General features: G+C 63.4%; 20 protein-coding genes. 5 read left to right on the plus strand and 15 right to left on the minus strand.

Annotated features, from left to right (window positions below):
• The coding region (locus A9Z00_RS11870) for a transposase (RefSeq protein ID WP_296977568.1) at window positions 1-180 on the plus strand (180 nt) is incomplete at its 5' end.
• 598 nt (window positions 181-778) lie between these two features.
• On the opposite strand, the gene A9Z00_RS11875 is transcribed toward A9Z00_RS11870, so the two are convergent.
• From A9Z00_RS11875 to A9Z00_RS11895, 5 genes are all read right to left on the minus strand, one after another.
• On the minus strand, window positions 779-1,258 hold the full coding sequence (locus A9Z00_RS11875; protein ID WP_296977571.1) for a hypothetical protein: 480 nt from the start codon (window positions 1,256-1,258) through the stop codon (window positions 779-781).
• A gap of 278 nt (window positions 1,259-1,536) precedes the next feature.
• The gene (rlmD, locus tag A9Z00_RS11880) at window positions 1,537-2,985 is read right to left on the minus strand and encodes a 23S rRNA (uracil(1939)-C(5))-methyltransferase RlmD (RefSeq protein WP_296977574.1); all 1,449 of its coding nucleotides are present in this window, start codon (window positions 2,983-2,985) and stop codon (window positions 1,537-1,539) included.
• Between the two features lie 55 nt (window positions 2,986-3,040).
• On the minus strand, window positions 3,041-3,982 hold the full coding sequence (locus tag A9Z00_RS11885; protein WP_296977577.1) for a diacylglycerol kinase: 942 nt from the start codon (window positions 3,980-3,982) through the stop codon (window positions 3,041-3,043).
• 51 nt (window positions 3,983-4,033) lie between these two features.
• Window positions 4,034-4,960: a sirohydrochlorin chelatase gene (locus A9Z00_RS11890; RefSeq protein ID WP_296977583.1), complete on the minus strand. Its 927-nt coding sequence runs from the start codon at window positions 4,958-4,960 to the stop codon at window positions 4,034-4,036.
• Window positions 4,961-5,251 (minus strand): YerC/YecD family TrpR-related protein, encoded by a 291-nt coding sequence (locus A9Z00_RS11895; protein ID WP_296977585.1) that lies wholly within the window; start codon window positions 5,249-5,251, stop codon window positions 4,961-4,963.
• 239 nt (window positions 5,252-5,490) lie between these two features.
• Between A9Z00_RS11895 and A9Z00_RS11900 the strand changes: the two genes are divergently transcribed.
• Window positions 5,491-5,964: a hypothetical protein gene (locus A9Z00_RS11900; protein ID WP_296977587.1), complete on the plus strand. Its 474-nt coding sequence runs from the start codon at window positions 5,491-5,493 to the stop codon at window positions 5,962-5,964.
• Window positions 5,965-6,532: 568 nt separating this feature from the next.
• On the opposite strand, the gene A9Z00_RS11905 is transcribed toward A9Z00_RS11900, so the two are convergent.
• The 7 genes from A9Z00_RS11905 to A9Z00_RS11935 all read right to left on the minus strand — a co-directional run bounded on the left by A9Z00_RS11905 (window position 6,533) and on the right by A9Z00_RS11935 (window position 15,135).
• On the minus strand, window positions 6,533-7,543 hold the full coding sequence (locus A9Z00_RS11905; RefSeq protein ID WP_296977590.1) for an inorganic phosphate transporter: 1,011 nt from the start codon (window positions 7,541-7,543) through the stop codon (window positions 6,533-6,535).
• A gap of 39 nt (window positions 7,544-7,582) precedes the next feature.
• The gene (locus tag A9Z00_RS11910; protein ID WP_296977592.1) at window positions 7,583-8,197 is read right to left on the minus strand and encodes a DUF47 domain-containing protein; all 615 of its coding nucleotides are present in this window, start codon (window positions 8,195-8,197) and stop codon (window positions 7,583-7,585) included.
• A gap of 105 nt (window positions 8,198-8,302) precedes the next feature.
• Window positions 8,303-9,400 carry a DUF3048 domain-containing protein gene (locus A9Z00_RS11915; RefSeq protein ID WP_296977595.1) on the minus strand — a complete coding sequence of 366 codons (1,098 nt, stop codon included), beginning with the start codon at window positions 9,398-9,400 and terminating at the stop codon, window positions 8,303-8,305.
• Between the two features lie 210 nt (window positions 9,401-9,610).
• On the minus strand, window positions 9,611-10,429 hold the full coding sequence (locus tag A9Z00_RS11920) for an alpha/beta hydrolase (protein WP_296977598.1): 819 nt from the start codon (window positions 10,427-10,429) through the stop codon (window positions 9,611-9,613).
• Window positions 10,430-10,549: 120 nt separating this feature from the next.
• On the minus strand, window positions 10,550-11,965 hold the full coding sequence (locus A9Z00_RS11925; protein ID WP_367189509.1) for a putative bifunctional diguanylate cyclase/phosphodiesterase: 1,416 nt from the start codon (window positions 11,963-11,965) through the stop codon (window positions 10,550-10,552).
• A gap of 236 nt (window positions 11,966-12,201) precedes the next feature.
• Window positions 12,202-13,788 (minus strand): peptide chain release factor 3, encoded by a 1,587-nt coding sequence (locus A9Z00_RS11930; protein WP_296977605.1) that lies wholly within the window; start codon window positions 13,786-13,788, stop codon window positions 12,202-12,204.
• Window positions 13,789-14,514: 726 nt separating this feature from the next.
• Entirely contained in the window at window positions 14,515-15,135 is a 621-nt protein-coding gene (locus tag A9Z00_RS11935) for a cyclase family protein (RefSeq protein ID WP_296977608.1), read from the minus strand.
• A 327-nt stretch (window positions 15,136-15,462) separates the two neighbouring features.
• Between A9Z00_RS11935 and A9Z00_RS11940 the strand changes: the two genes are divergently transcribed.
• The 3 genes from A9Z00_RS11940 (at window position 15,463) to A9Z00_RS11950 (ending at window position 17,688) form a co-directional block, all read left to right on the plus strand.
• A complete protein-coding gene (locus tag A9Z00_RS11940) occupies window positions 15,463-15,873 on the plus strand; it encodes a hypothetical protein (RefSeq protein ID WP_296977612.1) in 411 nt (136 codons plus the stop codon).
• 109 nt (window positions 15,874-15,982) lie between these two features.
• On the plus strand, window positions 15,983-17,218 hold the full coding sequence (locus A9Z00_RS11945) for a hypothetical protein (RefSeq protein ID WP_296977614.1): 1,236 nt from the start codon (window positions 15,983-15,985) through the stop codon (window positions 17,216-17,218).
• A gap of 272 nt (window positions 17,219-17,490) precedes the next feature.
• The gene (locus A9Z00_RS11950; protein ID WP_296977617.1) at window positions 17,491-17,688 is read left to right on the plus strand and encodes a hypothetical protein; all 198 of its coding nucleotides are present in this window, start codon (window positions 17,491-17,493) and stop codon (window positions 17,686-17,688) included.
• Between the two features lie 190 nt (window positions 17,689-17,878).
• On the opposite strand, the gene A9Z00_RS11955 is transcribed toward A9Z00_RS11950, so the two are convergent.
• From A9Z00_RS11955 to A9Z00_RS11965, 3 genes are all read right to left on the minus strand, one after another.
• Window positions 17,879-18,529 (minus strand): response regulator transcription factor, encoded by a 651-nt coding sequence (locus A9Z00_RS11955; protein WP_296977620.1) that lies wholly within the window; start codon window positions 18,527-18,529, stop codon window positions 17,879-17,881.
• Between the two features lie 4 nt (window positions 18,530-18,533).
• Complete coding sequence (locus A9Z00_RS11960; RefSeq protein ID WP_296977623.1) at window positions 18,534-19,568, minus strand: sensor histidine kinase; 1,035 nt, start codon at window positions 19,566-19,568, stop codon at window positions 18,534-18,536.
• A 106-nt stretch (window positions 19,569-19,674) separates the two neighbouring features.
• Window positions 19,675-20,355 carry a PspA/IM30 family protein gene (locus A9Z00_RS11965; RefSeq protein WP_296977626.1) on the minus strand — a complete coding sequence of 227 codons (681 nt, stop codon included), beginning with the start codon at window positions 20,353-20,355 and terminating at the stop codon, window positions 19,675-19,677.
• Window position 20,356 lies beyond the last annotated feature (1 nt).

Genomic DNA, 20,356 nt, shown 5'->3' on the forward strand with positions numbered 1-20,356 from the left:
CGGGAACGTGTCATACGCATATTCCCGAACCGGGAGTCCGTGCTTCGGTTGATCGGCGCTTTGCTCATGGAGCAAGACGAGAAATGGGCTTCCGGCAAGAAGTATCTCGATATGAGCGAGTATCTGGAGTGGCGTGCCAGTCAACCAAAACCAGTGTCAAAAGTGACACGAATTATGTAATCTGCCCTTTCTAACTGAGGGAATTTACACACAAATTTGGACTTGATCCTTGATCTTGTACAATCTTATCCAATTTTGAATTGTGAACAACTACTAAAATATTATGGTATATGTTACTAGGCTCGAAAGGCTCTTTAGGGAGTGTTTTATGTAAAAAGCAGGATTTATCTGGAATAACAGCTTCTATAGGTGGAGGAACAATAACACAAATTAGGGGGGAATAGATCCCCCCTTAAAAAGTTATCAATGCATTCACCTGTCAATACTAGAAATTAACATCCTGTAGACTAGGTGTTTTCATATGTTTCTAGGAGCATTAGAAGACGGACAAATGGAGGAATTGCTTCACATTCCAGAGCCGTGGTACATACATCGTATCTGTTTTAACTAAGCGCTTAAACAAATGGATGTATATGTGTGAGGGAATTTCTTTTCCTGTGTTGAATACGGAGTCGCTCATCAACAGGTTTAGTCATCATGTTACTCGAGAGCCCTGGCGTCATCTTAACTTCTTTGAATATCCATGCTATATCCATGCCGATTTGCCTCGTAAGTGCGGGATTTGCAATCACATACTGCAAGTGAAAGTCCTGAAACATTAGTGTTTTAGCTGATATTCCTTCTCGACCCGGTCAATCAGTTTGTTCAATTTCTTGTGATTTTCTGGAGGTTCAAGTTTGAAAAACACGCCAGAATCGAGAACCTTAAAAAACCGACCATGGCCGCCGAACTCCAGTGCTTTCACGGATCCGTCCTTCATGTTAAGTTTTACTAAACGATAATAATCCGCTGTAGCATCTCCGGTAAGATGAACTGCGTTATTCAAGAGGCTTACAAGATGATAGATATCGGTCTCCTTATCGATCACTCCACTAATCGGGTCGTTCTCACCAGTGGAAATCGTCACGCTGGAAATATCCTCTTTTTTTATCATAAATATTTCCTCATTTGAGTTCATTGGAACTTGAGGCGATGCATTGGCATCAGGTGTTTTTGACGTAGGTAAATTTCCACAGGAAGCCAAAAAGATTGAAAGGACCGATATGATTGCAATGGCAAGCCAATTGCGTTTCCCCATATCCTCACCCCCATGTCTTATTTGAACGTTTGCACTAACTTTTGACGGATTAATTCCTCTACATGTTGCTGTTACTGCCTCAAGAAAACGTTCAATTGCTCGCGAAATTTCCGGTCCGGAATTTTCCGGATATAATGACCGTATCACGAGAAAGGAAAAGGATGCCTCCCATGATATGGGCCGCCGTCATTTGCCGGACATTATGCTATAGCAGTAATACCCAAGATCTTATTATGCTTGGGCTTCTTAAATTATAAGGTAAATGCGGCTATAATTTACTACTTCCTCACCAACAATACACAGCACTCCACATGCCCCGTGTGCGGGAACATGTCCACCGGCTGCACCTCCACCGTGCGGAAGCCGCCCGCCTCGAGCACGGCGAGATCGCGCGCCAGCGTCGCCGGATTGCACGAGACGTACACGACCCGCTTCGGTTGCATCGCGATGATCGTCTCGAGCAGCTTCGCGTCGCAGCCCTTGCGCGGCGGGTCGACGACGATCACGTCCGCCGCGACGCCCTCCTCCCGCCAGCGCGGCATCACCTCTTCGGCGAGCCCGACTTCGAAAGCGACATGGTGCATCCCGTTCAGTGCCGCGTTGCGCCGCGCATCCTCGACCGCCTCCGGCACCTCCTCGACGCCGTACACCTTGCCCGCGTGCCGCGCCAGGAACAGCGAGATCGTGCCGATGCCGCAGTATGCATCGATCACCGTCTCGCGCCCCGTGAGCCCCGCATACTCGGCCGCCTTCCGGTACAGCGTCACCGTCTGCGCCGGATTCACCTGATAGAACGACCGCGCCGAGATCGCGAACCGGATGCCGTCGAGCTCGTCGTAGATCACGTCGCTCCCCCACAGCACCCGCGTCTCGTCGCCGAAGATCACGTTCGTGTTCCGCGTGTTCACATTTTGCACGATGCTCCGCACATCCGGAAGCGCCTTCCGAATCCCTTCGACCAGCTCGTCCACGCGCGGGATGCGCGTGCCGTTCGTGACGAGCACGACCATCGTCTCGCCGGTCGCGAATCCGGTCCGCACCACGACATGCCGCAGCAGCCCGCGCCCGGTCGTCTCGTCGTACGCGCGGATGCCGAGCCGCGTACCGATCTCCTTGACCAGCCTCACCGCCGCGTCGTTCCGCTCGTGCTGGATCAGGCACGCGTCCATGTCGACGATCCGGTGCGAGTGCTGCGCATAGAACCCGCCGATCAGCGAGCCGGCCGCGCCGTCCTCCGAATCGGCCTGCGCCATGCCGATCGGCACCTGCGCCTTGTTCCGGTAGCGCCAGGGATCCGCCATCCCGATCGTCGGATGCATGACAATCCCTTCGGCGGCACCGGCACCGCCGTCCCCGGCCGCTCCTTCATCCGCCACCCGCAGCTTCCCGATCCGCGTCAGGCAGTCGACGACGTGCCGCCGCTTCCACTCGAGCTGCGCCCGATAGTCCATATGCTGCAGCTGGCAACCGCCGCACTTTCCGTAGATCGGACACGGCGCCTCCACGCGGTCGGGACTCGCCTGAAGCAGCTCCAGCATTTTCGCGTAGCCGTACTGCTTCTTCACCTTCAGTACCTTCGCCCTGACCCGCTCGCCCGGCAGCGCGCCCTGCACGAACAGCGCAAAACCGTCCGCCCGCCCCACGCCCGCGCCGTCCTGGGTGAGCCCCTCGATGTCGAGCGTCACGATGTCGTTTTTCCGCACCGGCGCATCCTTCGTCGTACCCACAGTCCAACCTCATTTCCCGGAAAATGAACCAGAATGACGTCAAGCGGCCGCCGCGTCACAACCCTGTGCCCGCGATCAGCCGCTTGCGATAGGACGCCATGCCGTGCTCATCCACGAAGATGTCCAGATGCTGCTTCAGCGCCGTGAACGTGCACGGCAGCGTGCCGCCGTACTCGCCGTCCAGATTGATCTGCACGTGGTCCTCCGACGTTATACGGACCCGGCGCGACCGGAAATGCATGACGAGCGGATCGTTCAGATGCTCGCCCCGGAGCGCCAGCGTCGCCACCCGCAGAAAATCGGCGAGATTGCATTTCTTCAAAATGATGACCTCGAACAATCCGTCATCGATGCTCGCGTCCGGCGCGAGCCGCTCGAACCCGCCGACCGAATTGCTGTTGCAGATCAGGAACATCATGATCTTCTCGTCGATCTCGCCGACGCCCTCCGCCTCGATCCGCATCCGGGTCGGCCGGAAATGGACCATCTTCTCGATGCCCTTCATATAATAGGCAAGCTGCCCGATCATCGTCTTCAGCTTGCTCGGAACCTCGTACGACAATTCGGTCAGCGAGCCGCCGCCGGCGATGTTGATGAAAAAGCGGTCGTTCGCCATGCCGAGATCGATCGTCCGCGTGTGCTGCGCCAGGATCAGGTCGACCGCGTATTCCCAATGCTTCGGAATGCCGACCGCCCGCGCGAAATCGTTCGTCGTCCCGAGCGGCAGGATGCCGAGCGGCGGTCTCCGTTCGTGGCGCGCCATGCCGTTGATGACCTCGTACAGCGTCCCGTCGCCGCCCGCGGCGATGATCATGTCGAAGCCGCGCTCGATCGCCTCCGAAGCCGCCGCGGTCGCGTCTCCTTCGCCGGTCGTCTCGTGGCAGCTCGTCTCGATGCCGCCCCGTTCGAGCTTCTGCAGGATGTCCGGCAGCCGGCGCCGGATCTCCTCGCGGCCGGACGTCGGATTGTAGATGAGTCTCGCGCGTTTGAAAGCCAACGCAACCCCCGCCTCATCCTTCGCGTCGGCCGGATGGCCGCCTACACCATTTTAGCCGGAATCGGCGCCGCTTTCCAGTTCACCGCCCGTTACAAAAGCACCCGCCGAACCGTCGCGCCGTCCTTCCCGGCCCGGCTGCCCGCCGCCGCCCAGCCAATCCGCGATCTGCCGTTCCATCCACCGGGAGATCGCCGGATTCGGCAGCAGCGCCTTGCCGTTGTACCGGTAGTCGAAGCCGGCCAGCCGCTCGGGAATCACCGTGTTCGTGAAATACCCGCGCGACAGGAACAGCGGCGCCACGATCACCGCGTCCGTCTCCGGCCCCGCGGCCGTCACCGCGCAGCAGCAGCCGCCGTCCGCCGCGCCGTTTTCCGCGCGCGCCCGCCGCTTCGTCAGCGCCCGCATGACGCAGGCGGCCTGATCCGGCAGCAGCATCGCCGTCTCCGCGCGGGCGAAGCCGCACAGCTCCCGCACGCGCGCCGCGAGCCGCCTCATCCCGTCCCGCCAGATGCGGTGCAGCCCCCGCTCGCGGCTGCCGTGCGCGATGAGCAGCAGCGCCTCCCGCTCCGGCGCCGTCGACAGCTCGCGCACGTTGTCCGCGATGATCGCCGCGATGATCGGATCGTCGTCGATGGGCATGCCGACCGTGACGTGCGCCCGCCGGAGCCTGAACGGCTCGAGCTCTCCCCGGCGGTACGCGGCCGGCGGCAGGCCGAACGCCTGGCGGATGTCGTCGACGTGCGTGCTGCCCGACGACACGAACAGCGGCAGCACGAACATCTCGTCCACGCCGCGCGCCTCGAGCTCGTCGATGCCGTCCTGGATGAGGCGCCCCTCGACGCATTCCAGGAACGCGGAGACGACCGGCACATCGCCCGGCAGCCTGACGCGGCTTACGGCTTCGTCCACGAGCCGCACCCAGCCCGGATCGGGCGAGCCGTGGCTGATGACGAGCACGCCCGGTCTTGCGCCCGGCATTTAACGTCCCAGACGGCTGAGCGCCATCTCGTAGCCTTCCGTACCGTAATTCAGGCAGCGCTTCACGCGGGAGATCGTCGCCGTGCTGGCGCCCGTCTCCCGCTCGATCTGGGCATACGTCGCGCCCTGGCGGAGCAGCCGCGCCACTTCAAGCCGCTGCGCGAGCGACTGGATTTCATTCACCGTGCACAGATCATCAAAGAATATGTAGCATTCATCCACCGTCTTCAGCGTCAGGATCGCTTCGAACAGCTGGTCAATCGTCGGATCGTTGAGTTTCTTGAGCTGCATGCGGTTGCTCCCCCCATAAGCGTCCTGATGAACGTCCTTGCCATGTTTCCTTTGATATGCTCATTGTAGAACGAGCGGCCGGTTTTTTCAAGCATTGCCGTATTGTCGCTTTACAGGATCGCAGAAGAGGGGCGCCCGACGTCCAAATCGGTCCGCAACCGGGCATGCGTCCATACGCGACGGATGCCCACGCATACACTGGGGATGAACGATACCCGCGAGAAGAGGTTGTGATTCCCGTGAACCATCCTGCGCACTGGGCCGGCGTCCGCGGATTCGGCCAGCCGCCCGCAGGCACCGGCGGACCCTGGACCGGCGGACCGCCCGCCGGTCCTCCCGCCGATCCGTTCTTCGGGCCGCCCGCCTACCTGCAGGGCGTGCAGCATCCGGGACCGGGCCCGGCGCCGGGCGTTCCGAAGCCTCCCGGCCTGCCGAGCCTGGCCGAACTGAAGCTGTTCGTCGACCGGATGGGCGGCATCGACGGCATCCTGAACACGGTGCAGAAAATCCAGAAGATCGTCGGCACCGTCCAGCAATTCGCACCGATGATCAAGCTGCTCGCCGGCTCGCTGACTCCGAAGAAGGCCGCCGCGGCCGCAAGCACGGAAGCCGGGCGGCGCCCGCGCCGGCGCCGGCGGCGCGGCGGCGCGAAGGGCCGGCGCGGCGCGCGCCGCAAGCGCGTCTCCGTCCGGAGCGAAGACGAGTTGATCTGACGGTCCAAAAGCAGAAGGCTTTGCCGGGCCCACAAGGGCTTGCGGCAAAGCCTTCTTGCCTTACGATTCGGTTCCCGTATTCAACCCAAATGGCAAGTCGCCAGATTCGCGTCCTGCGTAACCGCTTTATCTGATCGATGCGTCGGCTGCGTGACCGCTGCGTCAACTTCGACGATCCGTTCGCATCACATCCGATTTGCGCATATGGTCCGTCCTGATAGGGTCCGTCCTGACATCGTGCAAGATCAGCCCGTCTCCCTGCGGCATCCGCCCCTTTCTCCGGTCGTCGTTGCTGACAGGTATCAGAGCGTGATCCTTCCGTTCCCTATACGCATCACCGCCGTCCTCGAACTGATACGGCCGGCGCTTCCGCACCGCCGGACCGGGCGGGTGACGCGCCGGCTCCGCACTTTCATCATAACGGAGGACAAATTTTGAATGCAATACCATTTTCAGGTTGAGGCTTGTCCGTTTCTTGCCGTCCCGTTGCCCGATCAAGCGGCATAAATAAGGACTCCGCATCCCGCGGAGTCCGAACGATCCGTGCATGGCACATGGCACCCGGCCATCACAGGAAAATGAACGCGATCACCTTGAACAGGACCGCCGCAATCACGGCCGAAATCGGGATCGTGATGAGCCATGCGGACACGATGCGGCCGGCAACGCCCCAGTTCACGCTCGAAAACCGCTTCGCGCTGCCGACGCCGAGAATGGCCGACGTGATGACATGCGTCGTGCTCACGGGCAGCCCCGTCGCGGTCGCCGTCATGATGATGCTCGCCGCCGACACGTCCGACGCGAACCCGTTCACCGGCTCCATCTTGAAAATCTTCGTGCCCATCGTCTTGATGATCTTCCAGCCGCCGAAGCTTGTCCCGAGCGCCATCGCGAGCGCCGCCGAGAACTTGACCCAGAACGGCACTTCCAACGAGTCCTGGTAAGACGCCGCGACGAGCGCCATCGTGATGATGCCCATCGCCTTCTGCGCGTCGTTCGTGCCGTGCGTGAACGCCTGGAACGCCGCGGTCAGAATCTGCACCGAGCGGAATCCCTTGTTCACGATATGCGGATTCGCCCGCGCGAAGATCAGCTTGAGCAGCGTCATGACCACATACCCGACGGCAAACGCGATGATCGGCGAGAAGATGAGCGCCTGCACGATGCTGATGAACCCCGATCCGTTCACGCCGCCGAACCCTTCCGCCGCGATCACCGCGCCCGCCAGCGAACCGATCAGCGCGTGCGATGACGAGGACGGAATGCCGTACCACCATGTGATGAGGTTCCAAGCGATGGCCGACAGGAGCGTGGCGATGACGATCCACACCCCGTGCGTCAGCGCCGCGGGATCGGCCACCTTGCCGCCGATCGTCTTCGCGACGCCGGTGAATATCATGGCGCCGACGAAATTCATGACCGACGCGAGGATGATCGCCATCCGCGGCGTCATCGCGCGCGTCGAGACGCTTGCGGCGATCGCGTTCGCCGTGTCGTGGAACCCGTTGATGAAATCGAACGAAAGCGCCAGAACAACGATGGTGCAGACAATGAGAAAGGTGCTGTCAAAATCCGGCATTTGCTGATCCTGTCCCCTTGCTCCGCGTCACCGCGCCCGTCAGCTGTTCCGCATGATGATCGTCTCGAGCGTGTTGGCCACGTCTTCACAATAGTCGGCCGTCGATTCGAGGCGCTCGTAAATCTCTTTCCGCTTCATCAGTTCAACCGGGTCCGTCACGTTCGTAAAGAGGGACTTGATGCATTCGCGCACCAGATCGTCCGCCTGATTCTCCAGCTCGTTGATCGCGATCGCGTGCTGGCGGATCGCAAGCAGCTTCTTCTCCGAGAGCAGCCGGATCGCCTCGCGGATCTCGTGCGAGCATTTGACGAGAATCTCCGCGAACACGGGCACATATTCGTCGATTTGCCGGATCTGGTACATCTCGAACCGGGATGCGAGCGCCTCGATGCCGTCGAGCACGTCATCGAGCGAGCCGGTCAGATTCAGAATGTCGTCCCGGTCGATCGGCGTGATGAACGTCTTGTTCAGTTCGGTCAGAATCGTGTGGACACAGCGGTCGCATTTCGACTCGAATTCCTTCATGTCGCGGGCGAACTTCGTCAGGTCGTCGAGCTCCGGCACATGCTTGTGGAAATACTCGACCGCCTCGACGATCGTGTCCGCCATCTCCTCGAACGTCTGGAAGAAAATGCTCTTCTTGCGGCTGAACATGGGACTCTCCTTCGCCTCGCCTTGAATAACCCCACCTAGTTTAGCACAACAGCCCGTCCATTGTTAAGTGGAAGACCAAACGAAGGATGTCCGCCTTCCGGAACGTCACGCCCCGGCGCTCTCCGGCTGCCGGATCGTCACGTGGTCCGCCAACGACCGCGGATCCGGCACGATATGATAATAGACGTTGCCGGGCGCGAAGGGGAGCTCCTCCCCGTCCTTCATCAGCCGGATGACGCCGTCCGCGGCGCGCTCCCAGACGCATTCGATCGCTTCGCCGTGCCGGATCAGCATGGCCGGTCCGCCGCTCTTCAGGTCGACCGCCAGCCTCCCTTCGTCGTCGAGCACCTTGTGGGATGTGCCGAGCACGGCCAGATTCACCGCCGTGAGCTGTTCACCGCTGACAAGGTCCGTGTGCGGCTCGCCGTTGATGAACCGGAGATACCGGCGCTGCTCCGCGTCGTAGCGGTACGTCACGATATAGTTCTTCAACTGGAAGCGGATGTCGATTTCCAGCGCGCTCCCCGCCGGTGCCTCCGCCGCTTTGTCTTCCAGAAAACGGAACGCCGGAATCTCCGCCTCCGCCGCGTATCCCCGCTTCTCCGCGCCCGCGCGCAGACTCGGCAGATCCGAATAGAGATTGTGCGGCGCCTTGCGCGAGCGGTCGCGCCGGAAATACGCTCCCGCGTTCGTGATCTCGTCGAGATGCTCCTTCTTCTGCCTGCGCAGGATGCCGTAGGCTTCGTCGCTCGCCCCGGCGTGCACGATGACCGCGTTGTACGACTCCGCGAGCTCGATCATGTACGGCCGGATGCTGCGGATCGGCCCGACCGACCCGTCATACGATTCGTCGCTCTGGAAAATCGCGATCAGCCGCGTGATGCCGCCTTCCGCCAGCACTTCCCACACCACGTCGGCGTGCGGCAGTCCCGACTGGGGCCGCGCCGGCGCCAGGTTGTTGATCATGACCGCCACGGGCCGCATCTTCGCTTCCGCATCGCGCGGCAAGCCGGTGAGCGGCGCCCGGAACGCCGGTTCGGGCTCGGATTCCGGCTCCGGTTCGGCGATCGGCGTCTCCTGCTCCGTCTCCTGCTCGACGGTTCCGCCCTCCTCTCCCTTCTTGCCGCATCCGGCCGCAAGCAGCAGCAGAAGCAGCGCGCTGAGCGCCAGCGCCATGATTCGGGCGATACGCGGGTTGTTCACGCTTCGATCCCTTCCTTGTCGACCTGGATTGCACCGATGTCTCTATTAAACCACAAATCTTGTTCCATTGTCCGCCTCTTGCCGGCAAAAAAATCCCCGCCGTCCGCCCCCGATCGTCCGCTCCCCAAGAAACAAAGGCGCGGTCCCCGAATCGAACCCGCCTTCCCGTTTCACCGTCATCCGGCCCGCAGCCGTCGCCTTCCCGACGGCTCAAATGCTCCAGTGGTGCCACTCCTCCTGGCGCGCCGCAAGCCCGTTCAGCCAGTCCACGGTGCGCCGGATCGCCTCTTCCTGGGCTTTGCGCGACGAATACGTGTGATCCGCCTGGAACAGAATCTCCTTCTCGCAGCTCCCCTCGCTCCGCATCCAGAGCAGTTTTTGCATCAGGAACGTGTAATCCGTCGGGATGACGTCGTCGGACGTGCCGTGCACGAGCAGCACGTCGCCGGAAAACTTGAGCGCCGCCTGGAACGGCTGATGCTCGGCCAGCGACTCGAAAAACTTCGGCTTCAGCGAAAACCCGAGATAGTCCGCCTCGCCGCGCGCCATCGCCTCGTCATACGTCTGTCGCCCGACGATCCGCACGATGTCGTTGAACGGATGGAACGCCGCCGACCAGAGGACGAGCTGCCGCACCCGCTTGTCCCTGACCGCCGTGTGGAGCGCGACCGCCCCGCCCAGGCTGTGGCCGAGCAGCGCCACCCGCTGCGGATCGACATCGTCGATGTCGAGCACATAATCGAGCGCCGTCCGCGTCTGGTCGATCATCGACGCGAAGCCGAGCGAGCCGTAGTCGCCCGTACTCTCCCCGCAGCCGGCGTAGTCGAAGCGCAGCACGTAATATCCCGCTTCCGCCAGCGCCCGCGCCGTCTTGACGAACAGCCGGTCGACGCCGATGCGGGTGCCGACGAAGCCGTGGCAGATCACGACCGCCGGCGATTTGCCGTCCTCTCCCCTGCCGCCCGCCGGGTAATGCAGCGTCGCCGCCAGATCCAGGTTTTCGAATTTCAACGTCAGCGGTTTCTCCATCCCGATCCCCCCCGGTCCCGGTGCACCCTAATCATACATTTCCGATTTTAATACTTGGTATAATACTAAACAAAAAACCGTCCGCTGTCAACGGACGGACGTCCTTTTCGCCGCCCGCCTTCAGCAGACCAGCTTCTCTTCCCGCACCAGCCGCTCGATCTCGCCGGCCTTGAGGGGCGGGCTGAGCAGAAAGCCCTGGATCGTCGTGCAGGAGGCCTTCCTGAGCAGTTCGAGCTGGCCGACGTCCTCCACGCCTTCGGCCACCACCTGCAGATTGAGCGAACGGCCGAGATGGATGATCGCGTTCGTAATCGCAAGATCGTGCTGGTCCTTCGCCATGTTCCGGACGAAGGAGCGGTCGATTTTCAGGCATTTGACCGGAAGCAGCTTCAGCCGCTGAAGCGAGGAATGGCCGATGCCGAAGTCGTCGATCGAGATCGTGCAGCCGTTCATGTTCAGCGCCGTGATCATCTCGAGCGCCCGGTCGACGTCTTCCATGACGGACGTTTCCGTAATCTCAAGCTCCAGCAAGCCGGGCTGCATGCCCGTCTCCCTGAGAATCCCCAGCACGCGGTCGGCGAACCCGGCGTCCCGGAACTGCAGCGGCGAGACGTTCACCGATATCCGGACGGGCAGAATGCCGAGCTCCGACCATGCGCGCTTCTGCTCGCAGGCGCGGCGGAGCACCCATTCGCCGAGTTCGAGGATCAGGCCGCTCTCCTCCGCGACCGGTATGAATTCCCGCGGCATGACCAGGCCCCGCGTCGGATGGTTCCACCGGACGAGCACCTCGAGGCAGATGACCTTCCCCGTGGCGAGATCCAGCCGCGGCTGATAGTACAGCTCCAGTTGATTCAGGCGGATCGCCTGCCGGAGCTCATACACCAGCTCCAGCTGTTCCTTCCTCGCGCACGGCATGCCCGGTTCGTAGATGTGCCAGCGGTTCCCGCCCATCCGCTTCGCGTGCTTCAGGGCAACGCTCGCCTCATGGATCAGCCGGTCGGCGTCGCACGCCTCGCCGGAGCGGCGCAGCGAAGCGCCGATGCTGACCGCCGCGCAAATGGTCGATCCGCCCAGCTCGTATGGCTCGCCGAGCGCCAGCCGGATCGCTTCCAGCCGTGCGGCGAGATCGCCGCGGCACCTCCGGCAGACGACCATGAACTCGTCATCCCCCGTGCGGCACCACCCGTCGGGCCCGGCGACCGCCGCGATCCGTTCGGCGACCCCGGCAAGCAGCCGGTCTCCCGCCGTCCGGCCGCAGGCGAGATTGATGTCCTGGAACCGGTCGATATCGATCACCATCACGCCATCCGCATCCGCCAGGTCAAAGGCGGTCTGCCGCATGTCCGCGACGGTCCGACGCCGGACGGGCTGCTCGCACCTCCCGGAATTCCGGATGCGGAGCGGCACGTCCCGCCGTCCGTCGACGGTCGTCCCAACCTGTCGGGAATCAACCCTGCGCATGAGTTCTTCCGCTCTCCATCCTGCCGCTGCCTGCCGTTGGCAGACATCCGCGCATGATCGATCCTGCACCATGACGCAAGTTGCGTGTCGGCCGAGACTGGTGGCGCGTATGTGCGTGGACGTCCGGTACTGCGGTGCCAGCTTGAAGCGATCGTGGTGCACCAACCATATGACGCCATTTTGTATGGTGATCCGCTGTTATGCAATCATGCTCGGGTCCTATTTTTCGCCTTCTTTCGACATATTTTGAAAGCTTATCCGTGTCGGCACCCGCGGCACCCAACCGGCTGCGCCCCGCCCGCGCGCCGTCACGGAGCCGTCTCGAGGAACTTCACGTCCGGATTCTTCTCGATCGCCGTCCGAAGCGCGTACTCGCTCTCGAACAGCGCAACGGGCCGGTCTTTCTTGTCCCGCACCACCGTCGAATTGATGCGGAACTTCGAAAAGTCGATGTTGTCCCCGACGAGCCAGCGCGCGAACTGGTACGGCATCCGCTGAAGCTCGATGTCGACGCCGTACTCGTGCTTCATCCGGTATTCGAACACCTCGAACTGGAGCTGGCCGACGACGCCGAGAATCGTCTCGTCGAATCCGCCCGTCGAACGGAACACCTGCACCGTGCCTTCCTCGGTCAGCTGGTCAATCCCCTTCTGGTATTGCTTGTGCTTCATCGCGTTCTTGACCGTGACCTTCGCGAACAGCTCCGGAGAGAACGTCGGCAGCTCGTCGAACTCGATGTCCTCTTTTTCCGCCAGCGAATCGCCGATCCGGAAAATCCCGGGATCGAACAGCCCGACGATGTCGCCCGGATACGCGCGCTCGATGATGTCCCGATCCTGCGCGAGGAACTGCTGCGGCTGCGACAGTTTGATCTCGCGGCCCGCCCGCACGTGCCGCACCGTCATGCCGCGCTCGAACCGTCCCGACACGATGCGCAGGAACGCGACCCGGTCGCGGTGCGCCGGATTCATGTTCGCCTGGATCTTGAAAATGTACCCGCTGAACCGCGGGCTGAGCGGATCCACCTCGCCGGTCCGCGATTTCCGCGGCGTCGGCGAAGGCGCGAGCTCGAGGAAATGCTCGAGGAACGTCTGCACGCCAAAATTGTTGAGCGCGCTGCCGAAGAAGACCGGCGTCAGCTCGCCGCGCCGGACCTTCTCCAGGTCGAACGGATCGCCCGCGACGTCGAGCAGCTCGAGATCCTGGCAGAGCTGGTCGTACAGATAATCGCCGGCCATCTCGCGGATGCTCGCGTCCCGGTAATCCTCCACCTGATGAACCTCGATCTCGCCGTGGACTTCTCCCCGGAACCGCTCGACCTGCCGCTTCATCCGGTCATAGATGCCGCACAGCTCGCGGCCCATGCCGATCGGCCAGTTCATCGGCACCGAGCGGATGCCGAGCACCCGCTCGATCTCCTCCATCAGGTCGAACGGATTGCGGCCGTCCCGGTCGAGCTTGTTGATGAACGTGAAGATCGGGATGCCCCGCTTCGCGCACACCTGAAACAGCTTGATCGTCTGCGCCTCGACGCCCTTGGCCGCATCGATCAGCATGACCGCGCTGTCCGCGGCCGTCAGCGTGCGGTACGTGTCCTCGCTGAAATCCTGGTGGCCCGGCGTGTCCAGAATGTTCACGCGGTGGCCTTTGTAGTCGAACTGGAGCACCGAGCTCGTCACCGAGATGCCCCGCTGCTTCTCGATCTCCATCCAGTCGGACGTCACGTGACGGTTCGCCTTGCGCGCCTTGACGCTGCCCGCCTCCCGGATCGCGCCGCCGTACAGCAGCAGCTTTTCCGTCAGCGTCGTCTTGCCGGCGTCCGGGTGGGAGATGATCGCGAACGTGCGGCGACGCGTCACTTCCGTCCGCAGTTCTTCGAGCACGTCGCTCTTCATCGATCTGCGCAGTCCTTTCTAATCCTCGGAAGAATGATATTTCTCTTAACAACCGACAACCGCCGCGCAACCTTACGGCCGCGTATCACCACGGCGGAAGCGCGATCCGTTAACGACTTCCCGTGCCGTTATCCGCTTCCTACGCGCGGCGAAACCGCCCGTTAACGGCACCGCGGACCGTTATTCGCGGCTTCCGGCGGCTTCGCCCGCCCGTCTCCGGGCGATGAACGGTCTCCCGTGCCGTTATCCGCTTCCTACACGCGGCGAAACCATCCGTTAACGGCACCGCGGACCGTTATTCGCGGCTCCCGGCGGCTTCGCAAGCCCGTCCGCGGGCGATGAACGGTCTCCCGTGCCGTTATCCGCTTCCTACACGCGCCAAAACCATCCGTTAACGGCACCGCGGACCGTTATTCGCGGCTTCCGGCGGCTTCGCAAGCCCATCCGCGGGCGATGAACGGTCTCCCGTGCCGTTATCCGCTTCCTACGCGCGGCGAAACCGCCCGTTAACGGCACCGCGGACCGTTATTCGCGGCTTCCGGCGGCTTCGCCCGCCCGTCTCCGGGCGATGAACGGTCTCCCGTGCCGTTATCCGCTTCCTACACGCGGCGAAACCATCCGTTAACGGCACCGCGGACCGTTCACGAAGCGCATGCCTGCGGAAGACCACCCGTCGGCTGATGGCGACGGCCCCGCCCCGCAGGCGCCGCGGCAGCCGACACGCCATCATCGCAGCAGGAACGCCCGCGCCGGCGCCGCGTCGATGCCCGTCAGCTTCAGCGGCGCGATGACGAGCCAGTAGCTGCCCGGTTCGACATGGCCGAGCCGCAGGCCTTCGACGATGACGATGCCGTTCCGGAGCAGCGGCCGGTGCGTCGTATACTCCGGCTGCGCCCGCTCGATGCCGAGCCCGTCGGTGCCGACGAGCGTCACGCCCCGCTCGATCAGGTACTGCGCGCCGTCTTCCCGCAGGTAGACGAAATCCCACAGAAACTCGTCCGTCAGCGAGTTCTTCGTCTTGAACAGAATCCGTTCCCCGCGCTGAATGCCGTGCGGCTCGAGATCGTCCCTCGTGATCGCGTCTTCCACATGCGTCATGTCGAGCACGCGGGCCGGGCCGACCAGCTGCTCCAGCCCGATCGTCTCGATCGTCTCGCCGCCGGCCAGCATGTGCAGCGGCGCGTCGACGTGCGTGCCGCAGTGCACGTCGATGTCGATGCGGCTCTCGTGAACCCGGCCGGTCTGGTGGTTGACGGTATTGTAGATTTTCGGCCGCTTCTCGTCCTTGTTCTTGTAGACCTGCATCCCTTCGTGAATCGTCATCGAAATGTCGATGATGCGCTGCATCTTCGTCCCTCCCCGCCTATTGCGCGCACCCGGCCCCGCCGGGTCCGCCATGTCCGCCATATTCGCCGTTTCCGCAGTTTCCGCCGGCGGCTAGCCGCCGTGTCGGATTTGCATGGTATGTAGTGTATCACAATCGTCCGCCGATCGCCATCCGCCCCATCCGGCCAAAAAGGAAAAACGCCATCCGACGCCTCCGACGCGCGGGCCGGCACGCCTCCGCCCTGCCGGTGGGCACATGACGATGCGCATCCGTCCCTGGGTGAATATATTGAATCGCGGCTGTCCCCCGTGCTCCGCACGATGTCGGACGGAAAGGAGGCGATGCGGATGGAACCGATTCACCCGCTCACGGAGGAAAATCTCGACCAGTTCCGCGGCCAGCTGGTGTGCGTCATCATGAAGGACGGTACGCGGCACATCGGGGTCCTGGGCGGCTGCCGGGGCGGGCGCCTCGTGCTGAACGAGGACGCGCCCGAAGCATACGGCAGCGTCGCCGGACAGCGGGACGAAGAGGAGGGGAAGCGGCGCCCCCGCCGGCGGGCCGGAGGCCGGAAGGGGCGCGGAAGATCCGCCGGCAAGACGGCGCAGGCGACCGCCTTCGCAAGCGGCGGATGGTACGGCCCGCACGTGCCGTATGACGGTCCGTTCAGCGGCGGATTCCGGCCGCCGTACGGTTACTTCGGCCCGCGGACCCTGCTGGATCTCGCGCTGATCGCGCTCGTGCTGCTGATCCTGTAGACCGCGCGGCGCTCCTCCCGGATGGACAGCCCGAATGCAAATCTTTTACAATTAATGTAGTGCAGTTCATGCGGCAATGCGCGCACCAAGCCGCCGGGAGGGAACGCCGATGAAGATCGAACCCGTCCGCATGCAGCGGACCAGGCCGATCAGCGGCGCCGTGCCGGCCGTCCGGCCGGCGGAAGACGGGCGGAAGCCCCCCGGACGTCCGCCCGGAGACAGGCGCGAACCGGCGGACGGGCGCCGGCGGGCCGCCGAGAGCGCAGTCGCCTGGCTCACGGCGGTCCGCCGCGCCCGGGAATCCGCCGCCCGGCTCGCCGAAGCTTCCCTCTGGTCGCGCCGCAGGGTCTGGACCGGCGATCCGGACGCGATCGCCGGATGGGCGCCGGACGACGCGCCGCTTGCGGTCCATCGCATCGAGATCGGGAAGACGGCCCGGGCGCAGCGGAACCGCGGTTTCGAGCTGGCGCGGAACGCCAGGTCCGTCATCGAGCCGGGCCGGCACACGTTCCGTCTGACTTGTGCCGGCAGGACGCACACGCTCGAAGCGGGGATCGAAGCGAACGACACGAACGATCTGGCCCTCGCGCGGCTGGCCGCCGCGATCAACGCCGCCGAAGCCGGCGTCCGGGCCGAACGGCGGGAAATCCGCAGGCTCCGCCTCGTCTGGCTCGAGCTCGTCGGTGCGGTGACGGGCGTCCGCGGCGCGTTCGAACTTCGGGACGAAGACGGCAGCGCCGTCAGCGCGTCCGGCATCGGCCACGTCGCCGTCCCGGCGGAGGACGCCGTCATCCGCATGGACGGCGGGCCGGACCGGATACTGCCGGTGAACGAAGCGGTGCTGGATAGCGGCCGGCTCAGACTCGTCTGGAGTCCCTCGGCCGCCGGCGCATACGAGATGGCGGTCGGCTACGATCCGGACGCGATCGCGGAAGTTCTTCGCGCGGCCGTCGACGGCCTGAACGAGCTCATGTACGTCCATCGGACAAGCGCCGGCAGCCTGCACCAGGCGCTGCTCCGCGAACTGGAGCGCTCCGCTACGACGGAGGCCGCGGAAATGCTCGGCATCGCGCGTTCGGATTCCGGGTGGGAGCTCGACGAGCGCCGGTTCCGTGAAGCCGTGCGGAACGAACCGGAGCGCGTCCGCCACGAGCTCGCCGGTCCCGGCGGCTGGTCCGCCGGAATCATCCGGATGACGGACCGGTTCCTCGCGATGCCCGCCGAAGCGCTGCTGAACCCGGGGACGCGGGAAGCCGGCACGTATGCGCCGGACGCCTCGGGCGCCACGCAGGTGCAGCCGGCGGAACCCGCCTCCGGCTGGTATTTCGACTCGACGTTTTATTGACGTTTTATTGAAGAAGCGGCGTCTTGCAATGGTTGATCGGCTTTTGCCATCGTTTCGGTGCGTTTGCAGTCTGAAACCGGAATCCAACGATTCCGGTCCGGAATGAAAAGAAACTCCCACGCGCTTGCGACACGTGGGAGCACAACGGTTCTGCCATGACGCCGCATGTCGTGATTGCGTCCATGTCAACCGGTGGAAATCCCCGCCGGTTTTTTCTTTATGCTTCCCGCTCGAGCCGCCGCCGGCCATGTGCTACAATGTCATCGGAGGTGATGGGCGACGTGCGTGCGCGCATGCCGCGGGTCCTCGTCGTGCTGCTGTTTCTGGCTTCGGGCGGGATCATCGGCGGAAGCCTGCTCCGGAACACGCATCCGCACGCGGAGCTCATCGGCTGGAGCATCGGCCTCCTGTTCGCGTTCCTCGCCGCCTTCGCGGCTTCGCACGTCTTCTCCCGCGGAAGGGACGACTGAAGCCGCACCCGTCTCTCCTCCCGATTCCGCCTATCTATAAATCTCTAAGAAATCTTCTATTAAGAAAAAAAACCGCCCTCTCCGGCGGTTTGCATGGCGGATGTCGTTCGGCTCCGCTCCGGCGTGACGACCTCCGCATGCATGGCACCCGCGTCCGAACCCCCGCGTCTTGCGGTACGCTCGCCGCGCTTCAATCCGCAAGCCCCTGCTTGTGCGCGTAAATCGCGGCCTGCGTCCGGTCTTCCACTCCCAGCTTCGAGAAAATGTTCGTGATGTGATACTTCACCGTCTTCACGCCGATATACAGTCGGTCCGCGATTTCCTGGTTGGACAGCCCCTGCGCGAGCAGCTTGAGCACTTCCATCTCGCGCTCGGTCAGCGACTCGTGCGGCGCGGGCGCCTGGGCCCGCTGCGGCTGCCGGAACCGGCTCATCATCTTCGCCGCCACCTGGGGCTCGAGCACCGACTGGCCCCTCGCCGCCGCCCGGATCGCGTCCGCGATCTCCGTCGCGCGCGAAGTCTTGAGCAGATAGGAGAATGCCCCCGCCTCGATGACCGGGTACATTTTGCTGTCGTCTATGTAGCTCGTCAGCACGATGACCTTGCAGTCGGGCAGCATCTCCATGATCCGGCGCGTCGTCTCGACGCCGTCCATGCCCTCCATCACGAGGTCCATGAGGACGACGTCCGGTTTGTACATCTGCGCGAGCCTCAAGGCCTCCTGACCGTCCGAAGCTTCGCCGACGACCTCGATGCCTTCCTCCGTGTCCAGCACCGCCGCAAGTCCGATGCGCACCATCTCGTGATCGTCGACGAGCAGCACCTTGATCGGCTGGTCCATTCCTTCATCCGTCCCTCTCTTCCATGAGTACCGGCACGCGTATATCGATCTCCGTGCCTTCTCCCGGCGCGGATCGCAGCGCCATCACGCCGCCCATCTCGTGGACGCGCTCCTCCATCGTCAGCAGGCCGTAGGACGTCTGCTTCTTCCCCTCCATATCGAAGCCGACGCCGTCATCCCGCATCACGAGCCGCAGTTCACCCTGGTCCCGCCGCAGCACGATGTCCATGCGCGAGGCTTTCGCATGACGCAGCGTGTTCGACAGGGCCTCCTGCACGATCCGGAACAAATGATCCTCCGCTTCCGGCAAAATCTTGAGTTGCGGCTCCATGTCGAGCACGATCGCCATGCCCGGCACCTTCTGACTGAGCTCCCCGACGAGCGCTTCCAGCGCCTGCGGCAGCCGTCTCCCTTCCAGATGCACCGGCCGCAGGTGCAACAGCAGCGCGCGCATCTCCGACTGCGCGACGGAAGCCATCTCCTCGATCAGTTCGATCTGCCGCTTCGCCTTCTCGAAATCCTTGTCCAGCGTCCGCTTCACCGCCGTCGCGGTCATCGAGATCGCGAACAGCTGCTGGCTGACCGCGTCGTGCAGTTCGCGGGCGAGCCGCTGGCGCTCCTCCGTGATCGCCTTGAACTTGAGCTGCTCCTTGCGGATCCGCTCCTCGGGATTGTCGTCTTCCCCGGTCCCGTCGCCTTCGGATTCCTCCGCGCCGGCGAGCGTCACCGGCCGGCGCATGCGCTGCTGCTCCGCCAGCTTCATCAGCGTCCGCTTCAACTTCAGTCCCTGCAAATAGCTGTACAGCGCCGCCGCGGCGAGCCCGAGCCCGATGAGCGTCAGCACGATGGCCGCCGTCTGCTCCTGCAGCCTGAACAGCTTCACGTATCCCGTGCCCTGCAGCGCCAGCACCATGAGGCCGAGCAGCACGATGAGCCACAGCAGCGCTTCGGCCGCGTTGCGCTTCGGCTTCGCCCGGCTCCGGGGATCGCCCGGCCTTCCCTGTACCGGCGCGCGGTCCGGCCTCCTGTCCGCCGACATGCCGCCGCTCCTTCCTCCGCCGGCCGAACGCCGGCCTTGCCGTCATCCCTATCGTAGCAAGCGGAACCCGCTTGCGTAAAGCGGGTTCCGCCCGATCATCCCGCGATTATTCGCCTTCGCTTCGGTTCAGCCGCTCTTTCAGCGCCTGAAGCTGCGCCTCGACCTCGAGCTCCTTCGCCGGGTCGAGCTTCGGCGCCGCCGCGCCGCCGTAATATCCCGGCGTGCGCAGCACTTCGGCCTCCGCCTCCATCTGCAGGATCTTCTCCTCCATCCGCGCGAAGCCGCGCGCCGCGTTGCCGCTCTCGATCGTGTGCGCGTTCGTCACCTGCGCGAGCTGCTTCTGCGCCTTCGCCATCTGCGCCCGCGCCGCAAGCTCGTTCCGCTTGTTGCGCAGCTGATAGTACTCGTCCTTCATCTCGCGCAGCTGCGCCTTCAGCGACTCGGCCTGCTGTTCCGCCTGCGCGTGCAGGTCGCTGTACTCCGCCGTCTTCTGGTCGAAGTAAATCTTCTCCTCCAGCAGCTTGCGCGCCAGATCCTCGCGCCCGGAGCGGAGCGCCTGCTCGGCCTTCGCCTCGCGGTCGATCGCGTTGCGCGCCGCTTCCTCGAGGCGCTGCTTCAGGCGACGCTCGTTCGCCATCTGCTTCGCGACCGTCACCTCCGCCTGATGGATCTCCGCTTCCATGTCGCGCAGATACTGGTTCAGCATGACGACCGGATCTTCCAGCTTGTCGAGCAACTCATGCAGGGACGCCTTCGTGATATCCCTCAGCCGCTTGAACACTCCCATG

Source organism: Thermobacillus sp. ZCTH02-B1, assembly GCF_002159085.1.
Lineage (GTDB): Bacteria > Bacillota > Bacilli > Paenibacillales > Paenibacillaceae > Thermobacillus.